Source organism: Streptomyces sp. NPDC056224 (genome assembly GCF_042267665.1).
Classification (GTDB): domain Bacteria; phylum Actinomycetota; class Actinomycetes; order Streptomycetales; family Streptomycetaceae; genus Streptomyces.
On sequence record NZ_JBHJTK010000038.1, the window covers coordinates 38,451 to 53,824 of the forward strand.

14 protein-coding genes are annotated in these 15,374 nt (G+C 70.2%); 2 read left to right on the forward strand and 12 right to left on the reverse strand.

Annotated features, from left to right (window positions below):
• Position 1: 1 nt before the first annotated feature.
• Genes nuoL through ACFCZ1_RS30565 form a run of 12 tightly spaced genes read right to left on the reverse strand, consistent with a single transcriptional unit; the run spans position 2 to position 12,668 of the window.
• Entirely contained in the window at positions 2 to 1,942 is a 1,941-nt protein-coding gene (gene nuoL / locus ACFCZ1_RS30510; RefSeq protein WP_376681495.1) for an NADH-quinone oxidoreductase subunit L, read from the reverse strand.
• Between the two features lie 12 nt (positions 1,943 to 1,954).
• On the reverse strand, positions 1,955 to 2,254 hold the full coding sequence (gene nuoK, locus ACFCZ1_RS30515; RefSeq protein ID WP_327415750.1) for an NADH-quinone oxidoreductase subunit NuoK: 300 nt from the start codon (positions 2,252 to 2,254) through the stop codon (positions 1,955 to 1,957).
• Positions 2,251 to 3,060: an NADH-quinone oxidoreductase subunit J gene (locus ACFCZ1_RS30520; protein ID WP_376681496.1), complete on the reverse strand. Its 810-nt coding sequence runs from the start codon at positions 3,058 to 3,060 to the stop codon at positions 2,251 to 2,253. The genes nuoK and ACFCZ1_RS30520 overlap by 4 nt, the downstream gene beginning before the upstream one ends.
• A complete protein-coding gene (nuoI, locus tag ACFCZ1_RS30525; RefSeq protein WP_376681497.1) occupies positions 3,057 to 3,659 on the reverse strand; it encodes an NADH-quinone oxidoreductase subunit NuoI in 603 nt (200 codons plus the stop codon). The genes ACFCZ1_RS30520 and nuoI overlap by 4 nt, the downstream gene beginning before the upstream one ends.
• 3 nt (positions 3,660 to 3,662) lie before the next feature.
• Complete coding sequence (gene nuoH / locus ACFCZ1_RS30530) at positions 3,663 to 5,036, reverse strand: NADH-quinone oxidoreductase subunit NuoH (protein ID WP_376681498.1); 1,374 nt, start codon at positions 5,034 to 5,036, stop codon at positions 3,663 to 3,665.
• Positions 5,033 to 7,546 carry an NADH-quinone oxidoreductase subunit G gene (locus ACFCZ1_RS30535; protein ID WP_376681499.1) on the reverse strand — a complete coding sequence of 838 codons (2,514 nt, stop codon included), beginning with the start codon at positions 7,544 to 7,546 and terminating at the stop codon, positions 5,033 to 5,035. Before ACFCZ1_RS30535 ends, nuoH begins: the two co-directional genes overlap by 4 nt.
• Positions 7,543 to 8,919 (reverse strand): NADH-quinone oxidoreductase subunit NuoF, encoded by a 1,377-nt coding sequence (gene nuoF / locus ACFCZ1_RS30540; RefSeq protein ID WP_376681500.1) that lies wholly within the window; start codon positions 8,917 to 8,919, stop codon positions 7,543 to 7,545. The genes ACFCZ1_RS30535 and nuoF overlap by 4 nt, the downstream gene beginning before the upstream one ends.
• Positions 8,919 to 9,668 carry an NADH-quinone oxidoreductase subunit NuoE gene (nuoE, locus tag ACFCZ1_RS30545; RefSeq protein WP_376681501.1) on the reverse strand — a complete coding sequence of 250 codons (750 nt, stop codon included), beginning with the start codon at positions 9,666 to 9,668 and terminating at the stop codon, positions 8,919 to 8,921. Before nuoE ends, nuoF begins: the two co-directional genes overlap by 1 nt.
• Positions 9,665 to 11,005: an NADH-quinone oxidoreductase subunit D gene (locus ACFCZ1_RS30550; RefSeq protein ID WP_376681502.1), complete on the reverse strand. Its 1,341-nt coding sequence runs from the start codon at positions 11,003 to 11,005 to the stop codon at positions 9,665 to 9,667. The genes nuoE and ACFCZ1_RS30550 overlap by 4 nt, the downstream gene beginning before the upstream one ends.
• Positions 11,005 to 11,742, reverse strand: coding sequence for an NADH-quinone oxidoreductase subunit C (locus ACFCZ1_RS30555; protein WP_376681503.1), 738 nt, complete (start codon positions 11,740 to 11,742; stop codon positions 11,005 to 11,007). The genes ACFCZ1_RS30550 and ACFCZ1_RS30555 overlap by 1 nt, the downstream gene beginning before the upstream one ends.
• The gene (locus ACFCZ1_RS30560) at positions 11,739 to 12,293 is read right to left on the reverse strand and encodes an NADH-quinone oxidoreductase subunit B family protein (RefSeq protein WP_030010012.1); all 555 of its coding nucleotides are present in this window, start codon (positions 12,291 to 12,293) and stop codon (positions 11,739 to 11,741) included. The genes ACFCZ1_RS30555 and ACFCZ1_RS30560 overlap by 4 nt, the downstream gene beginning before the upstream one ends.
• 15 nt (positions 12,294 to 12,308) lie before the next feature.
• Entirely contained in the window at positions 12,309 to 12,668 is a 360-nt protein-coding gene (locus ACFCZ1_RS30565; protein ID WP_008738438.1) for an NADH-quinone oxidoreductase subunit A, read from the reverse strand.
• Positions 12,669 to 13,447: 779 nt separating this feature from the next.
• On the opposite strand from ACFCZ1_RS30565, the gene ACFCZ1_RS30570 reads away from it, so the two are divergent.
• Together ACFCZ1_RS30570 and ACFCZ1_RS30575 are read left to right on the forward strand one after the other, a co-directional pair.
• Entirely contained in the window at positions 13,448 to 14,293 is an 846-nt protein-coding gene (locus tag ACFCZ1_RS30570; RefSeq protein ID WP_376681504.1) for a C40 family peptidase, read from the forward strand.
• 790 nt (positions 14,294 to 15,083) lie between these two features.
• The gene (locus ACFCZ1_RS30575) at positions 15,084 to 15,374 is read left to right on the forward strand and encodes a hypothetical protein (RefSeq protein WP_376681505.1); all 291 of its coding nucleotides are present in this window, start codon (positions 15,084 to 15,086) and stop codon (positions 15,372 to 15,374) included.

Genomic DNA, 15,374 nt, shown 5'->3' on the forward strand with positions numbered 1-15,374 from the left:
CTCACACCGCCCTCATCAGCAGGGTCGCGGCGATCAGGATCGCCGTGCCCCCGAACATCGAGACCGCGTAGCTGCGGGCGTAGCCGTTCTGCAGCTTGCGCAGCCGGCCCGAGAGCCCGCCGACCGAGGCGGCCGTCCCGTTGACCACCCCGTCGACCAGGCTGTGGTCGACGTACACGAGCGAGCGGGTCAGGTGCTCCCCGCCGCGCACCAGCACGACGTGGTTGAAGTCGTCCTGGTAGAGGTCCCGCCGGGCCGCCCGGGTGAGGAGCGAGCCGCGCGGGGCGACGACCGGGACGGGCCTGCGCCCGTACATCGACCAGGCGATGGCGACGCCGACGACCAGCATCGCCATGGTGGCCAGCGTCACCGTCATGGCGCTGACGGGCGAGTGGCCGTGCTCGTACCCGGTGACGGGCTCCAGCCAGTTCAGGAAGCGGTCGCCGATCTCGAAGAAGGCTCCGGCGAAGACCGAACCGAACGCCAGGACGACCATCGGGATGGTCATGGACTTCGGGGACTCGTGCGGGTGCGGCAGCTCGCCGGGCTGCGCCTCGACGCCGGGCTCGACGCCGGGAGTCGTGGCAGGGTCCGGGGCGGGCTGCCAGCGCTTCTCGCCGAAGAAGGTGAGGAGCATGACGCGGGTCATGTAGAAGGCGGTGATGCCGGCGCCCAGCAGGGCGACCCCGCCGAGGATCCAGCCCTCGGTGCCGCCCTTCGCGAAGGCCGCCTCGATGATCATGTCCTTGGAGAAGAAGCCGGACAGGCCCGGGAATCCGATGATCGCGAGGTAGCCGAGGCCGAAGGTGACGAACGTGACGGGCATGTACGTCCGCAGCCCGCCGTACTTGCGCATGTCGACCTCGTCGTTCATCCCGTGCATGACGGAACCGGCGCCGAGGAAGAGGCCCGCCTTGAAGAAGCCGTGCGTCACCAGGTGCATGATCGCGAAGACGTAGCCGATCGGGCCGAGGCCCGCGGCGAGGATCATGTAGCCGATCTGCGACATCGTCGACCCGGCGAGGGCCTTCTTGATGTCGTCCTTCGCGCAACCGACGATCGCACCGAAGAGCAGCGTGACCGCGCCCACGACGGTGACCACCAGCTGCGCGTCCGGCGCCCCGTTGAAGACGGCGCCCGAGCGGACGATCAGGTACACACCCGCCGTCACCATCGTCGCCGCGTGGATCAGGGCCGAGACCGGGGTCGGGCCCTCCATCGCGTCACCGAGCCAGGACTGCAGCGGCACCTGGGCCGACTTGCCGCAGGCGGCCAGCAGCAGCATCAGGCCGATCGCCGTCAGCTTGCCTTCCGAGGTCTCGCCGACCGCGCCGAACACCGGCCCGAAGGCGAAGGTCCCGAAGGTCGCGAACATCAGCATGATCGCGATCGACAGGCCCATGTCGCCGACGCGGTTGACCAGGAAGGCCTTCTTCGCGGCCGTGGCCGCGCTGGGCTTGTGCTGCCAGAAGCCGATCAGGAGGTACGAGGCGAGGCCCACGCCCTCCCAGCCGAAGTACAGCAGCAGGTAGTTGTCGGCGAGGACCAGCAGCAGCATGGCCGCGACGAACAGGTTGAGGTAGCCGAAGAAGCGGCGGCGGCGCTCGTCGTGCTCCATGTACCCGATCGAGTACACGTGGATGAGCGTGCCCACCCCGGAGATCAGCAGGACGAAGGTCATCGACAGCTGGTCCAGCTGGAAGGCGATGTCCGCCTGGAAGCCCTCCACCGGGATCCAGCTCCACAGCTGCTGGTGCAGGGTCCGGTCGTCGGGGCTGCGCCCGAGCATGTCGGCGAACAGCACGGCCCCGATCCCGAAGGAGACGGCCGCGAACAGGGTGCCGATCCAGTGGCCGGACTTGTCGAGGCGCCGGCCGCCGCACAGCAGCACCGCCGCTCCGAGCAGGGGCGCTGCCACCAGCAGCGCAATCAGATTCTCCACTGTGAACGCCCCTTACAGCTTCATCAGGCTGGCGTCGTCGACCGAGGCCGAGTGGCGGGTACGGAACAGCGACACGATGATCGCGAGGCCCACCACGACCTCCGCGGCGGCGACGACCATCGTGAAGAACGCGATGATCTGGCCGTCGAGGTTGCCGTGCATCCGCGAGAAGGCGACGAAGGCGAGGTTGCAGGCGTTGAGCATCAGCTCGATGCACATGAACAGCACGATCGCGTTCTTGCGGATCAGCACACCGGTCGCGCCGATGGTGAACAGCAGGGCCGCCAGGTACAGGTAGTTGACCGGATTCACTTCGAGGCCTCCTCTCGGCCGAGGCGCTCCGCCGACCGCTGCTCCAGCGCCTTGAGGTCGTCCAGCGCCTCGCCGGAGACGTCCCGGATCTGGCCGCGGGCGCGCAGTGTCTTGCTGACCGTCAGCTCGGATGGGGTGCCGTCCGGCAGCAGGCCGGGCACGTCCACCGCGTTGTGCCGGGCGTAGACGCCGGGCGCGGGCAGCGGCGGGAGCTGGACGCCCTCGCGGACGCGGCGCTCGGACAGCTCGCGCTGGGTGGCGGCCCGCTCGGTGCGCTCGCGGTGGGTGAGCACCATCGCGCCGACGGCCGCGGTGATCAGCAGCGCGCCGGTGATCTCGAAGGCGAAGACGTACTTGGTGAAGATCAGTTCGGCCAGGCCCTCGACGTGTCCGGCCGAGTTGATCCGGCCGAGCCCGTTGAACTGGGTGAGGTGGGCGTGGCCGATGCCGACGATCAGCAGGACGCCGAAGCCGAGCCCGCACAGGACCGCCAGCCAGCGCTGCCCCTTGATGGTCTCCTTCAGGGAGTCGGCGGCGGTGACGCCGACGAGCATGACCACGAAGAGGAAGAGCATCATGATGGCGCCGGTGTAGACGATGACCTGGACGACGCCGAGGAAGTACGCCCCGTTGGCGAGGTAGAAGACCGCCAGGACGATCATCGTCCCGGCCAGGCTGAGGGCGCTGTGCACGGCCTTCTTCATCAGGATCGTCGCGAGTGCGCCGATGACGGCGACCGCGCCGAGGATCCAGAACTGGACCGCCTCGCCCGTCGAGGTCAGGGTGGCTGCGGCGATGGCGCTCATGCCTGCACCTCCTCGGCGGCTTCCGCGGGCTCGCCCTCGGCCACCTCGCCCTTGGAGACGGCCACTTGCCGGACCGTGCCGGGGGCGGCCCCGGTCACCAGTCCGCGGTAGTAGTCCGTGTCCTCCGTGCCGGGAAACATCGGGTGCGGCGCCTCGACCATGCCCTCGGTCAGGCCTGCGAGCAGCTGCTCCTTGGTGTAGATGAGCGATTCGCGGCTGGAGTCGGCCAGTTCGAACTCGTTCGTCATGGTCAGCGCCCTGGTCGGGCACGCCTCGACGCACAGCCCGCACAGGATGCAGCGGGCGTAGTTGATCTGGTAGACCGCGCCGTACCGCTCGCCCGGGGAGTAGCGCTCCTCCTCGGTGTTGTCCGCGCCCTCCACGTAGATGGCGTCGGCGGGGCAGGCCCAGGCGCACAGTTCGCACCCGATGCACTTCTCCAGACCGTCCGGGTGCCGGTTGAGCTGGTGCCGTCCGTGGAAGCGCGGGGCGGTGGTCTTGTGCTCCTCCGGGTACTGCTCGGTGAGGCGCTTCTTGAACATGGCCTTGAAGGTCACGCCGAAGCCGGCCACCGGGTTCTGCCACTTTTCGTCAGACATGTCTCAACCCTCCTCTCGGTCACTGTCAGTATTCACTCCGCCACTGACAATCAGCTCTCGCTCTCCGCGAGGCCGTCGGCGCGGTACGGGTGCCAGGTGCTGGCCCGGCTTGGGCGGTACGGGGAATCCGCCCGCCAGCGGGTCGAAGGGCTCGGCCGCGGCGGCCTCGCCGGCCTCCGCGGCGGAAGCCTTCTCGCGCTTGTCGCGGAAGAGGTCCGCGACGAAGGAGAGGAGCAGCACCGCCACGACGGCGCCGCCGACGTACAGGACGATCTCGCTGAAGTCGTACGCCTCGTTGCGCAGCGCCCGGACGGTGGCGACCATCATCAGCCAGACCACGGAGACGGGGATCAGGACCTTCCAGCCGAGCTTCATCAGCTGGTCGTAGCGCACGCGGGGCAGCGTGCCGCGCAGCCAGATGAAGAAGAACAGCAGCAGCTGGACCTTGATGACGAACCAGAGCATGGGCCACCAGCCGTGGTTCGCGCCCTCCCAGAAGGTGCTGATCGGGTACGGGGCCCGCCAGCCGCCCAGGAAGAGGGTGACCGAGACCGCCGAGACGGTGACCATGTTGACGTACTCGGCGAGCATGAACAGCGCGAACTTGATCGACGAGTACTCGGTGTTGAAGCCGCCGACCAGGTCGCCCTCGGACTCCGGCATGTCGAAGGGGGCGCGGTTCGTCTCGCCGACCATCGTGATGACGTAGATGATGAAGGACACCGGCAGCAGCACGATGAACCAGCGGTCCGCCTGGGCTTCGACGATCGCCGAGGTCGACATCGACCCGGAGTAGAGGAAGACCGAGGCGAAGGCCGCACCCATCGCGATCTCGTAGGAGATCATCTGCGCGCAGGAGCGCAGGCCGCCGAGGAGCGGGTACGTCGAGCCGGAGGACCAGCCGGCCAGCACGATGCCGTAGATGCCGACCGAGGCCACCGCGAGGATGTAGAGCATCGCGATGGGCAGGTCGGTCAGCTGCATCGTGGTGCGCTGGCCGAAGATGGAGACCTCGTCGCCGGGCGGGCCGAAGGGGATCACCGCGATCGCCATGAAGGCCGGGATCGCCGCGATGATCGGGGCCAGGACGTAGACGACCTTGTCGGCCCGCTTGACGATGACGTCTTCCTTGAGCATCAGCTTGACGCCGTCGGCGAGCGACTGGAGCAGGCCCCAGGGGCCGTGCCGGTTGGGGCCGATGCGCAGCTGCATCCAGGCGACGACCTTGCGCTCCCACACGATGGAGAAGAGGACGGTCACCATCAGGAAGGCGAAGCAGAACACCGCCTTGACGACGACCAGCCACCAGACGTCCTTGCCGAACAGGGACAGGTCCTCGGCCGCGAGCTGTACGAGATCACCGTGTACCGCGTTCACGCGCCCACCTCCGCAGTGGTGTCGCCCGCTCCGGCCGGGGTCGCCGGGCCGATGCGTACGAGGGTGCCCGGGCGGGCACCGGTGTCGGCGAGGACGCCCGAGCCGGTGGAGTTCAGCGGGAGCCAGACCACCCGGTCGGGCATCTCGGTGATCCGGAGCGGGAGTTCCACGGAGCCGGCCGGGCCGGTGACCGCGAGGACGTCCCCGTTCTTGACGCCCGTCTCGGCGGCCGTGGCCGCCGACAGCCGGGCGTTCGCCTCGTGCCGGGTGCCGGCCAGGGCGTCGTCGCCCTCCTGGAGCCTGCCCTGGTCGAGGAGGAGCCGGTGGCCCGCGAGTACCGCCTCGCCCGCTCCCGGACGGGGCAGCGCCGCGGTGTCCGCGGACTGCTCGGCGGCGCGCTCCCCGGTCCACGGGCCGAGCGCGTCGAGCTCGCGGCGTACGGCGTGTACGTCGGGCAGCGCGATCGGCCGGTCCGCCGCGTCGGCCAGCATGTGCAGCACGCGGGCGTCGGCGGGGGCGAGCCGGCGGGTCATCTGGTCGGGCTTGAGCGCGGCCTCGAACGGCCGGACCCTCCCCTCCCAGTTGATGAACGTGCCCGCCTTCTCGGCCACCGCGGCGACCGGGAGGACCACGTCGGCGTGGTCGGTGACCTCGCCGGGCCGCAGTTCCAGGGAGACCACGAAGGCCTCCTGGAGGGCGAGCCGGGCACGGGCCGGGTCGGGCAGGTCCGCGACCTCGACGCCCGCCACGAGCAGGGCGGACAGTTCGCGCCCGGCGGCGGCCTCGACGATCTGGCCGGTGTCGCGGCCGTAGCGGTGCGGGAGATCGTCCAGGCCCCAGGCGGTGGCGACCTCGTCGCGCGCCCGCGGGTCGGTGGCCGGACGGGCGCCGGGCAGCAGCGACGGCAGCGCACCGGCCTCGACGGCGGCGCGCTCACCGGCCCGTCGCGGGATCCACACCAGGGTGGCCCCGGTCGCGGTGGCGGCCCGTACGGCGGCGGTCAGCGCGCCGGGCACCCCGGCGAGGCGCTCTCCGACGACGATGACGGCGCCCTGCGTCCGCAGCGCGTCGGCGGCTTCCGCGCCGCCGGCCTCCAGGCCGGTGCGGGAGGCGAGCGCGTCGAGCCACTCGGGCTCGGTGCCGGGAGCGGCGGCCAGCAGGGTGCCGCCCGCCTTCTCCAGGCCGCGGGTGGCGAACGGCGCGAGGGCGAAGGTCCGCTGCTTGCGCTTGCGGTGGGCCTTGCGCAGCCGCAGGAAGACCCCCGGAGCCTCCTCCTCGGCCTCGATGCCGGCGAGCAGCACCACGGGTGCCGCCTCCAGCGAGGTGTACGTGACACCCCGCCCGTCGAGGTCCCTGCCGGTGCCGGCCACGGTGGCGGCCAGGAAGTCGGCCTCCTCCGCGCTGTGCACGCGGGCCCGGAAGTCGATGTCGTTGGTGTCGAGGACCACCCGGGCGAACTTGGCGTACGCGTAGGCGTCCTCGACCGTGAGCCGGCCGCCGGTCAGCACTCCGGCCCGGCCGCGCGCGGCGGCCAGCCCGTTCGCCGCGGCCTCCAGGGCCTCGGGCCAGCTCGCCGGCTCCAGGACCCCGGCGGCGCCCCGCACCAGCGGGGTGGTGAGCCGGTCCCGCTGCTGCGCGTAGCGGAACGCGAAGCGGCCCTTGTCGCAGACCCATTCCTCGTTGACCTCGGGGTCCTCCGCGGCGAGCCGGCGCAGCACCTTGCCGCGGCGGTGGTCGGTCCGGGTCGCGCAGCCGCCCGCGCAGTGCTCGCACACGCTCGGGGAGGAGACGAGGTCGAAGGGGCGGGAGCGGAAGCGGTACGCGGCGGAGGTGAGGGCGCCGACGGGGCAGATCTGGATGGTGTTGCCGGAGAAGTACGACTCGAACGGGTCGCCCTCGCCGGTGCCGACCTGCTGGAGCGCGCCGCGTTCCAGGAGCTCGATCATCGGGTCGCCCGCGATCTCGTTGGAGAAGCGGGTGCAGCGCGCGCAGAGCACGCACCGCTCGCGGTCCAGCAGCACCTGGGTGGAGATCGGGACGGGCTTCTCGTAGGTGCGCTTCTTGCCCTCGAAACGCGATTCGGCGTTCCCGTGGGACATCGCCTGGTTCTGCAGGGGGCACTCGCCGCCCTTGTCGCAGACCGGGCAGTCCAGCGGGTGGTTGATGAGCAGCAGCTCCATCACGCCGCGCTGGGACTTGTCGGCGACCTCGGAGGTGAGCTGCGTCTTGACCACCATGCCGTCGGTGCAGGTGATCGTGCAGGAGGCCATCGGCTTGCGCTGGCCCTCGACCTCGACGATGCACTGGCGGCAGGCGCCGGCCGGGGAGAGGAGGGGGTGGTCGCAGAACCGGGGGATCTCGATGCCGAGCTGCTCGGCGGCCCGGATGACGAGGGTTCCCTTGGGGACCGACAGCTCGATGCCGTCGATGGTGAGGGACACCGCGTCGGCGTCCTTCGGCGGCCCGGCGGCCCCTCCGCCACCGGCGGGAGCGTTACTGGCGACGGTCATGCGTTCACCTCCGTGTCAGCCCAGAGGGTCGACTTCTTGGGGTCGAAGGGGCAGCCCTTGCCCGTGATGTGCCGCTCGTACTCCTCGCGGAAGTACTTGAGCGAGGAGAAGATCGGGCTGGCCGCGCCGTCGCCGAGCGCGCAGAAGGACTTGCCGTTGATGTTGTCGGCGATGTCGTTCAGCTTGTCGAGGTCGGACATGACGCCCTTGCCTGCCTCGATGTCGCGGAGCAGCTGCACCAGCCAGTACGTTCCTTCGCGGCACGGGGTGCACTTGCCGCAGGACTCGTGGGCGTAGAACTCGGTCCACCGGGTGACGGCCCGCACCACGCAGGTCGTCTCGTCGAAGCACTGGAGGGCCTTGGTGCCGAGCATCGAGCCGGCCGCGCCCACGCCCTCGTAGTCGAGCGGGACGTCGAGGTGCTCGTCCGTGAACATCGGGGTGGAGGAACCGCCCGGGGTCCAGAACTTCAGCCGGTGTCCGGGCCGCATCCCGCCGCTCATGTCGAGCAGCTGGCGCAGGGTGATCCCCAGCGGGGCCTCGTACTGGCCGGGCCCCGCCACGTGCCCGGAGAGCGAATACAGCGTGAAGCCGGGGGACTTCTCCGTCCCCATCGCCTTGAACCAGTCCTTGCCCTTGTTCAGGATCGCGGGAACCGAGGCGATGGACTCGACGTTGTTGACGACAGTGGGGCACGCGTAGAGCCCCTCGACGGCAGGGAAGGGAGGACGCAGCCGGGGCTGACCGCGCCGGCCTTCGAGGGAGTCGAGCAGAGCCGTCTCCTCGCCGCAGATGTACGCGCCCGCCCCCGCGTGCACCGTGATGTCGAGGTCGAGCCCGCTCCCCAGAATGTCCTTTCCGAGGTACCCGGCCTCGTACGCCTCGCGCACCGCCTCGTGCAGGCGCCGCAGGACCGGCACCACCTCGCCGCGCAGGTAGATGAAGGCGTGCTGCGACCGGATCGCGTAGCAGGCGATGATCATTCCCTCGATGAGGGAGTGCGGGTTGGCGAAGAGAAGGGGGATGTCCTTGCAGGTTCCCGGTTCCGACTCGTCCGCGTTCACGACGAGGTAGTGCGGCTTTCCGTCGCCCTGCGGGATGAACTGCCACTTCATGCCGGTGGGGAAGCCCGCGCCGCCGCGGCCGCGCAGACCCGAGTCCTTCACGTAGGCGATGAGGTCGTCCGGGGTCATCGCGAGGGCCTTGCGCAGGCCCTCGTAGCCCTCGTGGCGCCGGTAGGTCTCCAGCGTCCACGACCGGGGCTCGTCCCAGAAGGCCGACAGGACGGGTGCGAGGAGCTTGTCGGGGCTGGCCCCTCCGCCGGACTGCGGCCGCGAGGTGCCCCCGTTGCTCAGTTCAGACGACACCGTCATCACTCCCCTCCCTCGGTGGTGGTCTCGCCACGAGCCTCGCCGCGCGGGTGCACGATCGGGGTGTGGGGGGACTCGCCGCGGGCGATGCGCAGCCCGGTCAGGGAGGCGGGTCCGGCGCCGCCGGTGGCCTCGACCGCGCCCTCGCGCTCGTCCGGGAAGCCGGCCAGGATCCTGGCCGTCTCCTTGTAGGTGCACAGCGGCGCGCCCCGGGTCGGCGAGACCTCGCGACCCGCCAGCAGGTCGTCGACCATGGCCTTGGCGGACTCGGGCGTCTGGTTGTCGAAGAACTCCCAGTTGACCATCACCACGGGGGCGAAGTCGCAGGCCGCGTTGCACTCGATGTGCTCAAGGGTGATCTTGCCGTCGGGGGTGGTCTCGTTGTTGCCGACCCCGAGGTGCTCCTTGAGCTCCTCGAAGATGGCGTCGCCGCCCATCACCGCGCACAGGGTGTTCGTGCAGACGCCGACCTGGTAGTCCCCGGAGGGCTTGCGCCGGTACATCGTGTAGAAGGTGGCCACGGCCGTGACCTCGGCGGTGGTCAGGCCCAGTACGTCGGCGCAGAACCGGATGCCGGTGCGCGAGACGTGGCCCTCCTGCGACTGGCACAGGTGCAGCAGGGGCAGCAGGGCGGAGCGGCTGTCGGGGTAGCGGGCGATGACTTCCCGTGCGTCCGCTTCGAGCCGGGCGCGCACCTCGGCCGGGAAGTCGGGGGCGGGAAGCTGGGGCATCCCCAACTGGATGTCGGTCATCGGTCGACGCCTCCCATCACGGGGTCGATGGAGGCGACGGCGACGATGACGTCGGCGACCTGGCCGCCCTCGCACATCGCGGCCATGGCCTGCAGGTTGGTGAAGGACGGGTCGCGGAAGTGGACCCGGTACGGGCGGGTGCCGCCGTCGGAGACCACGTGCACGCCGAGCTCGCCCTTCGGCGACTCGACGGCGCTGTAGGCCTGCCCGGCCGGTACCCGGAAGCCCTCGGTCACCAGCTTGAAGTGGTGGATGAGGGCCTCCATGGAGGTGCCCATGATGTTCTTGATGTGGTCGAGCGAGTTGCCGAGGCCGTCCGGGCCCATCGCCAGCTGCGCCGGCCAGGCGATCTTCTTGTCGGCGACCATGACCGGTCCCGGCGCCAGCCGGTCCAGGCACTGCTCGACGATCCGCAGTGACTGGCGCATCTCCTCCAGGCGGATCAGGAACCGTCCGTAGGAGTCGCAGGTGTCGGTGGTCGGCACGTCGAACTCGTAGTTCTCGTAGCCGCAGTACGGGTCCGACTTGCGCAGGTCGTGGGGCAGGCCCGCGGAGCGCAGGATCGGGCCGGTGGCGCCGAGCGCCATGCAGCCGGTGAGGTCGAGGTAGCCGACGTCCTGCATGCGGGCCTTGAAGATGGGGTTGCCGGTGGCGAGCTTGTCGTACTCCGGCAGGTTCTTCTTCATGGTCTTCACGACGTCGCGCAGCTGGTCGACGGCGCCCGGGGGCAGGTCCTGCGCGAGGCCGCCGGGGCGGACGAACGCGTGGTTCATGCGCAGGCCGGTGATCAGCTCGAAGACGTCGAGGATCAGCTCGCGGTCGCGGAAGCCGTAGATCATGATCGTGGTCGCGCCCAGCTCCATGCCGCCGGTGGCGATGCACACCAGGTGGGAGGAGAGCCGGTTGAGCTCCATCAGCAGGACGCGGATGACGGTGGCGCGGTCGGGGATCTGCTCGGTGATGCCGAGCAGCTTCTCGACGCCGAGGCAGTACGCCGTCTCGTTGAAGAACGGCGTCAGGTAGTCCATGCGCGTGACGAAGGTGGTGCCCTGCGTCCAGTTCCGGTATTCGAGGTTCTTCTCGATGCCGGTGTGCAGGTAGCCGATGCCGCAGCGGGCCTCGGTGACCGTCTCGCCGTCGATCTCCAGGATCAGGCGGAGCACTCCGTGGGTGGACGGGTGCTGGGGGCCCATGTTGACGACGATGCGTTCGTCGTCCGCGCGGGCCGCGGACTGGACGACCTCGTCCCAGTCGCCGCCGGTGACGGTGTAGACGGTGCCCTCGGTCGTCTCGCGGGAGGAGGCGTGGCTCTCTGCGTGGTTCGAGGTGGGGGACATCAGCTGTACGACCTCCGCTGGTCGGGAGCCGGGATCTGGGCGCCCTTGTACTCGACGGCGATGCCGCCGAGCGGGTAGTCCTTGCGCTGCGGGAAGCCCTGCCAGTCGTCCGGCATCATGATCCGGGTGAGGGCCGGGTGCCCGTCGAAGATCAGGCCGAAGAAGTCGTACGTCTCGCGCTCGTGCCAGTCGTTGGTCGGGTAGACCGGGACGAGCGAGGGGACGTGCGGGTCGCTGTCCGGTACGGACACCTCCAGGCGCAGGACGCGGCCGTGGGTGAGCGAGCGCAGGTGGTAGACGGCGTGCAGCTCGCGGCCCTTGTCCCCCGGGAAGTGCACGCCCGAGACGCCGGTGCAGAGCTCGAAGCGCAGGGCGGGATCGTCGCGCAGGATGCCCGCGACCCGGACGAGGTGCTCGCGGGCGATGTGGAAGGTGAGCTCGCCCCGGTCGACCACCGTCTTCTCGATGGCGTTCTCGGGGACCAGGTCCTGCTCCTCCAGGGCGCCTTCGAGTTCGTCGGCCACCTCGTCGAAGTAGGACCCGTACGGGCGGCTGGTCGCGCCGGGCAGGGCCACGGTGCGGATCAGGCCGCCGTAGCCGCTGGTGTCGCCGCCTTCCGCGGCCCCGAACATGCCCTTGCGGACGCCGATGACCTCGGGGCCGCTCGCGCGCGGGGCGGGGAGGCCGTTGCCGTTGGCCCCGTTGGTGCCGTTCGCCGGCTCTTGGGTCTCGCTCACCGGAGCAGCCCCTTCATCTCGATGATGGGGAGGGCCTTGAGGGCCGCCTCCTCCGCCTCGCGGGCCGCCTCTTCCCGGTTCACGCCGAGCTTGGAGCCCTGGATCTTCTGGTGGAGCTTGAGGATCGCGTCCATCAGCATCTCGGGGCGCGGCGGGCAGCCGGGCAGGTAGATGTCCACGGGGACGATGTGGTCGACGCCCTGGACGATCGCGTAGTTATTGAACATTCCGCCTGAAGATGCACAAACCCCCATGGAGATGACCCATTTGGGAGCGGGCATCTGGTCGTACACCTGCCGCAGCACCGGCGCCATCTTCTGGCTGACCCGGCCCGCCACGATCATCAGATCGGCCTGGCGCGGCGAGCCGCGGAAGACCTCCATGCCGAAGCGGGCCAGGTCGTACCGGCCCGCTCCGGTGGTCATCATCTCGATGGCACAGCACGCCAGGCCGAAGGTCGCGGGGAAGACGGATGACTTGCGCACCCAGCCCGCGGCCTGTTCGACGGTGGTCAGCAGGAAGCCGCTCGGCAGCTTCTCTTCCAGTCCCATGGAAAATTCAGCCCCTCAGTCCCATTCCAGGCCGCCGCGGCGCCACACGTAGGCGTAGGCGACGAAGACGGTGAGCACGAAGAGCAGCATCTCGACGAGCCCGAAGATCCCCAGGGAGTCGAAGGTGACGGCCCAGGGGTAGAGGAAGACAACCTCGATGTCGAAGACGATGAAGAGCATCGCCGTCAGGTAGTACTTGATGGGGAAGCGACCGCCGCCGGCCGGCACCGGAGTCGGCTCGATGCCGCACTCGTATGCCTCAAGCTTTGCCCGGTTGTACCGTTTTGGGCCGATCAGCGTGGCCATGACCACGGAGAAGATCGCAAACCCTGCGCCGAGGGCGCCGAGCACGAGGATGGGCGCGTACGCATTCACGCTCCTCGCTCCTTCCAGTCGTCCTTGACCGTTGGACCGCTGCACCGGCGCCGCGCCCCGCCTCGCGAAGATCACGCTTTTGATCGAGCGCTTGCATGTGAGGCAGTTCACAAGCCGGACTGGTGCGCATCTTATGCCTGCTCCTCTGTGATCTGCGACACGGGTTACAACAACGAGTTTGTGATCTCCACCACCAGGCGAACGATCATGAAGTCCGATGAGCCGTGATCTTCATACGCGAAGCATCCACATGATTACCAAAGGTGACATTCGACCCCGTCACCGCAGGTAGGAGGGGTCGCGCATTATCAAATGGTGGTCACTGCAGGCAAATTGGAAACCACGGCACTGGAGTGATATCGGGATCGGTGTCGCCCGGTCGGGGGAGCCCGCGTGTACGGAGGTGGACGCGGGGCAGAAGCGGGTCCCGGGGCGCCGTCGGCCGCGTGCATCCGTTCACGAATCGGCCGGGGAGTTCACGGCGAGATCACGGACGGGCCACAGCGTCCGCACAACGTGACGCTCCTGTGACCTGCGCCACTCTGAATTGACGCTTCCGAAACGGGGCTTGGCCATCTGTACGGCGAGATGGTAGGCCGAGGATCAATCGGACTTATTGCGGATAACCCATGATCACAGCCTTGTGAAGGCATGTCCGTTTAGCCCGTTACGGCGTCAATAAGGAGCGCGACGCGCCCGGTTAGCGCCTTTCGCGGGCAACTGTGGCGCAGCCCACGTTTCTTGAAGGGAACCCGGGCGCCCTGATAGCGGTTGTTCTCATGTCCCACACCGCTCACATACCCAGCCACCGGAAGCCCCGTCGCAGCGCCTCGAAGCTCGCGGTCCGCGCCGGAGTTGCCGGTGGCGTACTCAGCACCCTGGCCATGGCCGGCACCGCGAGCGCGTCCCCGTCCGCCGAGCCCGTGGCCGAGACGACGCTCGAAATGCCGGTCCTCAACCTGGACCTTGCCGCCGAGGTCTCCTCCGCCGTCACCACGGCCGCCGAGAACACCCGCGCCGCCGCCGTCGAGGGCGAACTGACCGCCCAGGAGGAGAGCGCCCGCACCGGCGCCGCCGCCGAGGCGAAGAAGGCCAAGGAAGACGCCCAGCAGAAGGCCGACGACGAGAAGAAGGCCCAGGAGGAGGCGGCCCGCAAGGCCGAGGCCGAGCGCGCGACCCGCGCCGCCGCCCGGACCACGCTGTCCACCAAGTCCTCCTCCGGCGCGACCTCCAGCGACGGCTCCGGCGCCTCCGTGGCCGCCCCGGCGACCGGCTCCGCCGCCGCCATCGTGAACTTCGCCCGCGCGCAGGTCGGCAAGGCGTACGTCATGGGCGGCACCGGTCCGTCCTCGTTCGACTGCTCGGGCCTCGTCCAGGCCGCCTACCGTCAGGCCGGCATCTCCCTGCCGCGCATGTCCCAGGCGCAGTCCTCCGCCGGCACCTCGGTCTCCCTGAGCGCCCTGCAGCCGGGCGACATCCTGTACTGGGGCTCCAAGGGCAGCGCGTACCACGTCGCCATCTACGTCGGCGGCGGCAAGTTCGTCGGCGCGCAGAACCCCAGCACCGGCATCGTCGAGCGCTCCCTGAGCTACGACAAGCCGACGGGCGCCGTCCGCGTCCTCTGAGTTGAGCTCTCCGGGCTGAACCGTCCAAAATGTACGAAGCGCCGGTACTCCCCCGCTCGGGGGTGGAGTACCGGCCCTTCGGCGTTCCCCGGGCGGGGCTCGCCGCCGGTCCGGAGCGTGCGTCGAGCGCTCAGCGGGGCGCACCGCTCCCCCGGGTCCAGCCCGAACGCGAAGGGCAGGTCGACGCCGTCCCCGGGCGGGGCGCAGAGCTTCCGCCCGCGCCCGTCGGCGCCTTCCCGCCCTGAGCGCACCCCTGTTCGCCGTGCACGCCGACAGACGCGCTGCCGCGCAGCTGCGGCTCGTCGGCACCGGCACCGGCACCGGCACCGGAGCAGCCGAACGGGAGCACGGCCGGTGGGGCGTCCTGAGCGGGCCCTGCCCGCGTTCGCCGGGAGCTGCCCGGTGATCGGCGCGGCCGGGAGCGCGAACCGCGCCCTCGTCGCCGTGCCGGAGCGCGCCGGCGAGCCGGGCCGCGCCGCGCACGCGGCACACGGGACCGGTACGTATCGGCACAATCCACCACGGAGTCGGCTGCTTTGGGCATGCTCGGCGGCCCGGCCGGCGCCTACCGGCCGAACTCACCGTGGTCGCCGCCTCCGTCGTCCGCGAGAGGAACCCGGTGCTCCACCCCGCCGGGGTCTCCGCGGCCCCGCTCGCCGGGCTGCTCGCGGGACCGCCGGCCGGCCTCTGTCCCGCCAGACGGGCGGCCCGTGCCGAACCGGCCGAAGCCCTGCGAAGATGAAGCCGGCGGTGGCGCGTTCCGACCGCTCGACCTGGAGGTGGTGGTCCTGTGGACCTGAAGCCGTACGAGTACCGCGGCGCCGGTGACCCGACCGCCGGCCCGGCCGCGCTCGGGCTCGGCCTCCTCGGCGTCGGCGGCTGGCTGCTGACCACCGCCCGCCCCTGGCAGAAGCCGGGCAGCGCCCTCACCCTGGGGCTCGGCTGGAGCGCCTCGGGGGCGCTGCTGCTGTGCGGTCTGGTACTGCTGGCCAAGTGCGTGCGTACCGTGCACGGCGGCGCGGACGCGGAAGCGGGCCGCAGCGGGGAACCCCCCGCCCGGCCCGCCCGTTCTGCCGAGTAG

Bases quoted from the DNA above. Each gene is read 5' to 3' on its own strand.
- ACFCZ1_RS30535 (WP_376681499.1), bottom strand. From the start codon at position 7,546: ATGACCGTCGCCAGTAACGCTCCCGCCGGTGGCGGAGGGGCCGCCGGG.
- ACFCZ1_RS30520 (WP_376681496.1), bottom strand. From the start codon at position 3,060: ATGAGCGCCATCGCCGCAGCCACCCTGACCTCGACGGGCGAGGCGGTC.
- nuoE (WP_376681501.1), bottom strand. From the start codon at position 9,668: ATGACCGACATCCAGTTGGGGATGCCCCAGCTTCCCGCCCCCGACTTC.
- nuoF (WP_376681500.1), bottom strand. From the start codon at position 8,919: ATGACGGTGTCGTCTGAACTGAGCAACGGGGGCACCTCGCGGCCGCAG.
- ACFCZ1_RS30550 (WP_376681502.1), bottom strand. From the start codon at position 11,005: ATGTCCCCCACCTCGAACCACGCAGAGAGCCACGCCTCCTCCCGCGAG.
- ACFCZ1_RS30570 (WP_376681504.1), top strand. From the start codon at position 13,448: ATGTCCCACACCGCTCACATACCCAGCCACCGGAAGCCCCGTCGCAGC.
- nuoI (WP_376681497.1), bottom strand. From the start codon at position 3,659: ATGTCTGACGAAAAGTGGCAGAACCCGGTGGCCGGCTTCGGCGTGACC.
- ACFCZ1_RS30560 (WP_030010012.1), bottom strand. From the start codon at position 12,293: ATGGGACTGGAAGAGAAGCTGCCGAGCGGCTTCCTGCTGACCACCGTC.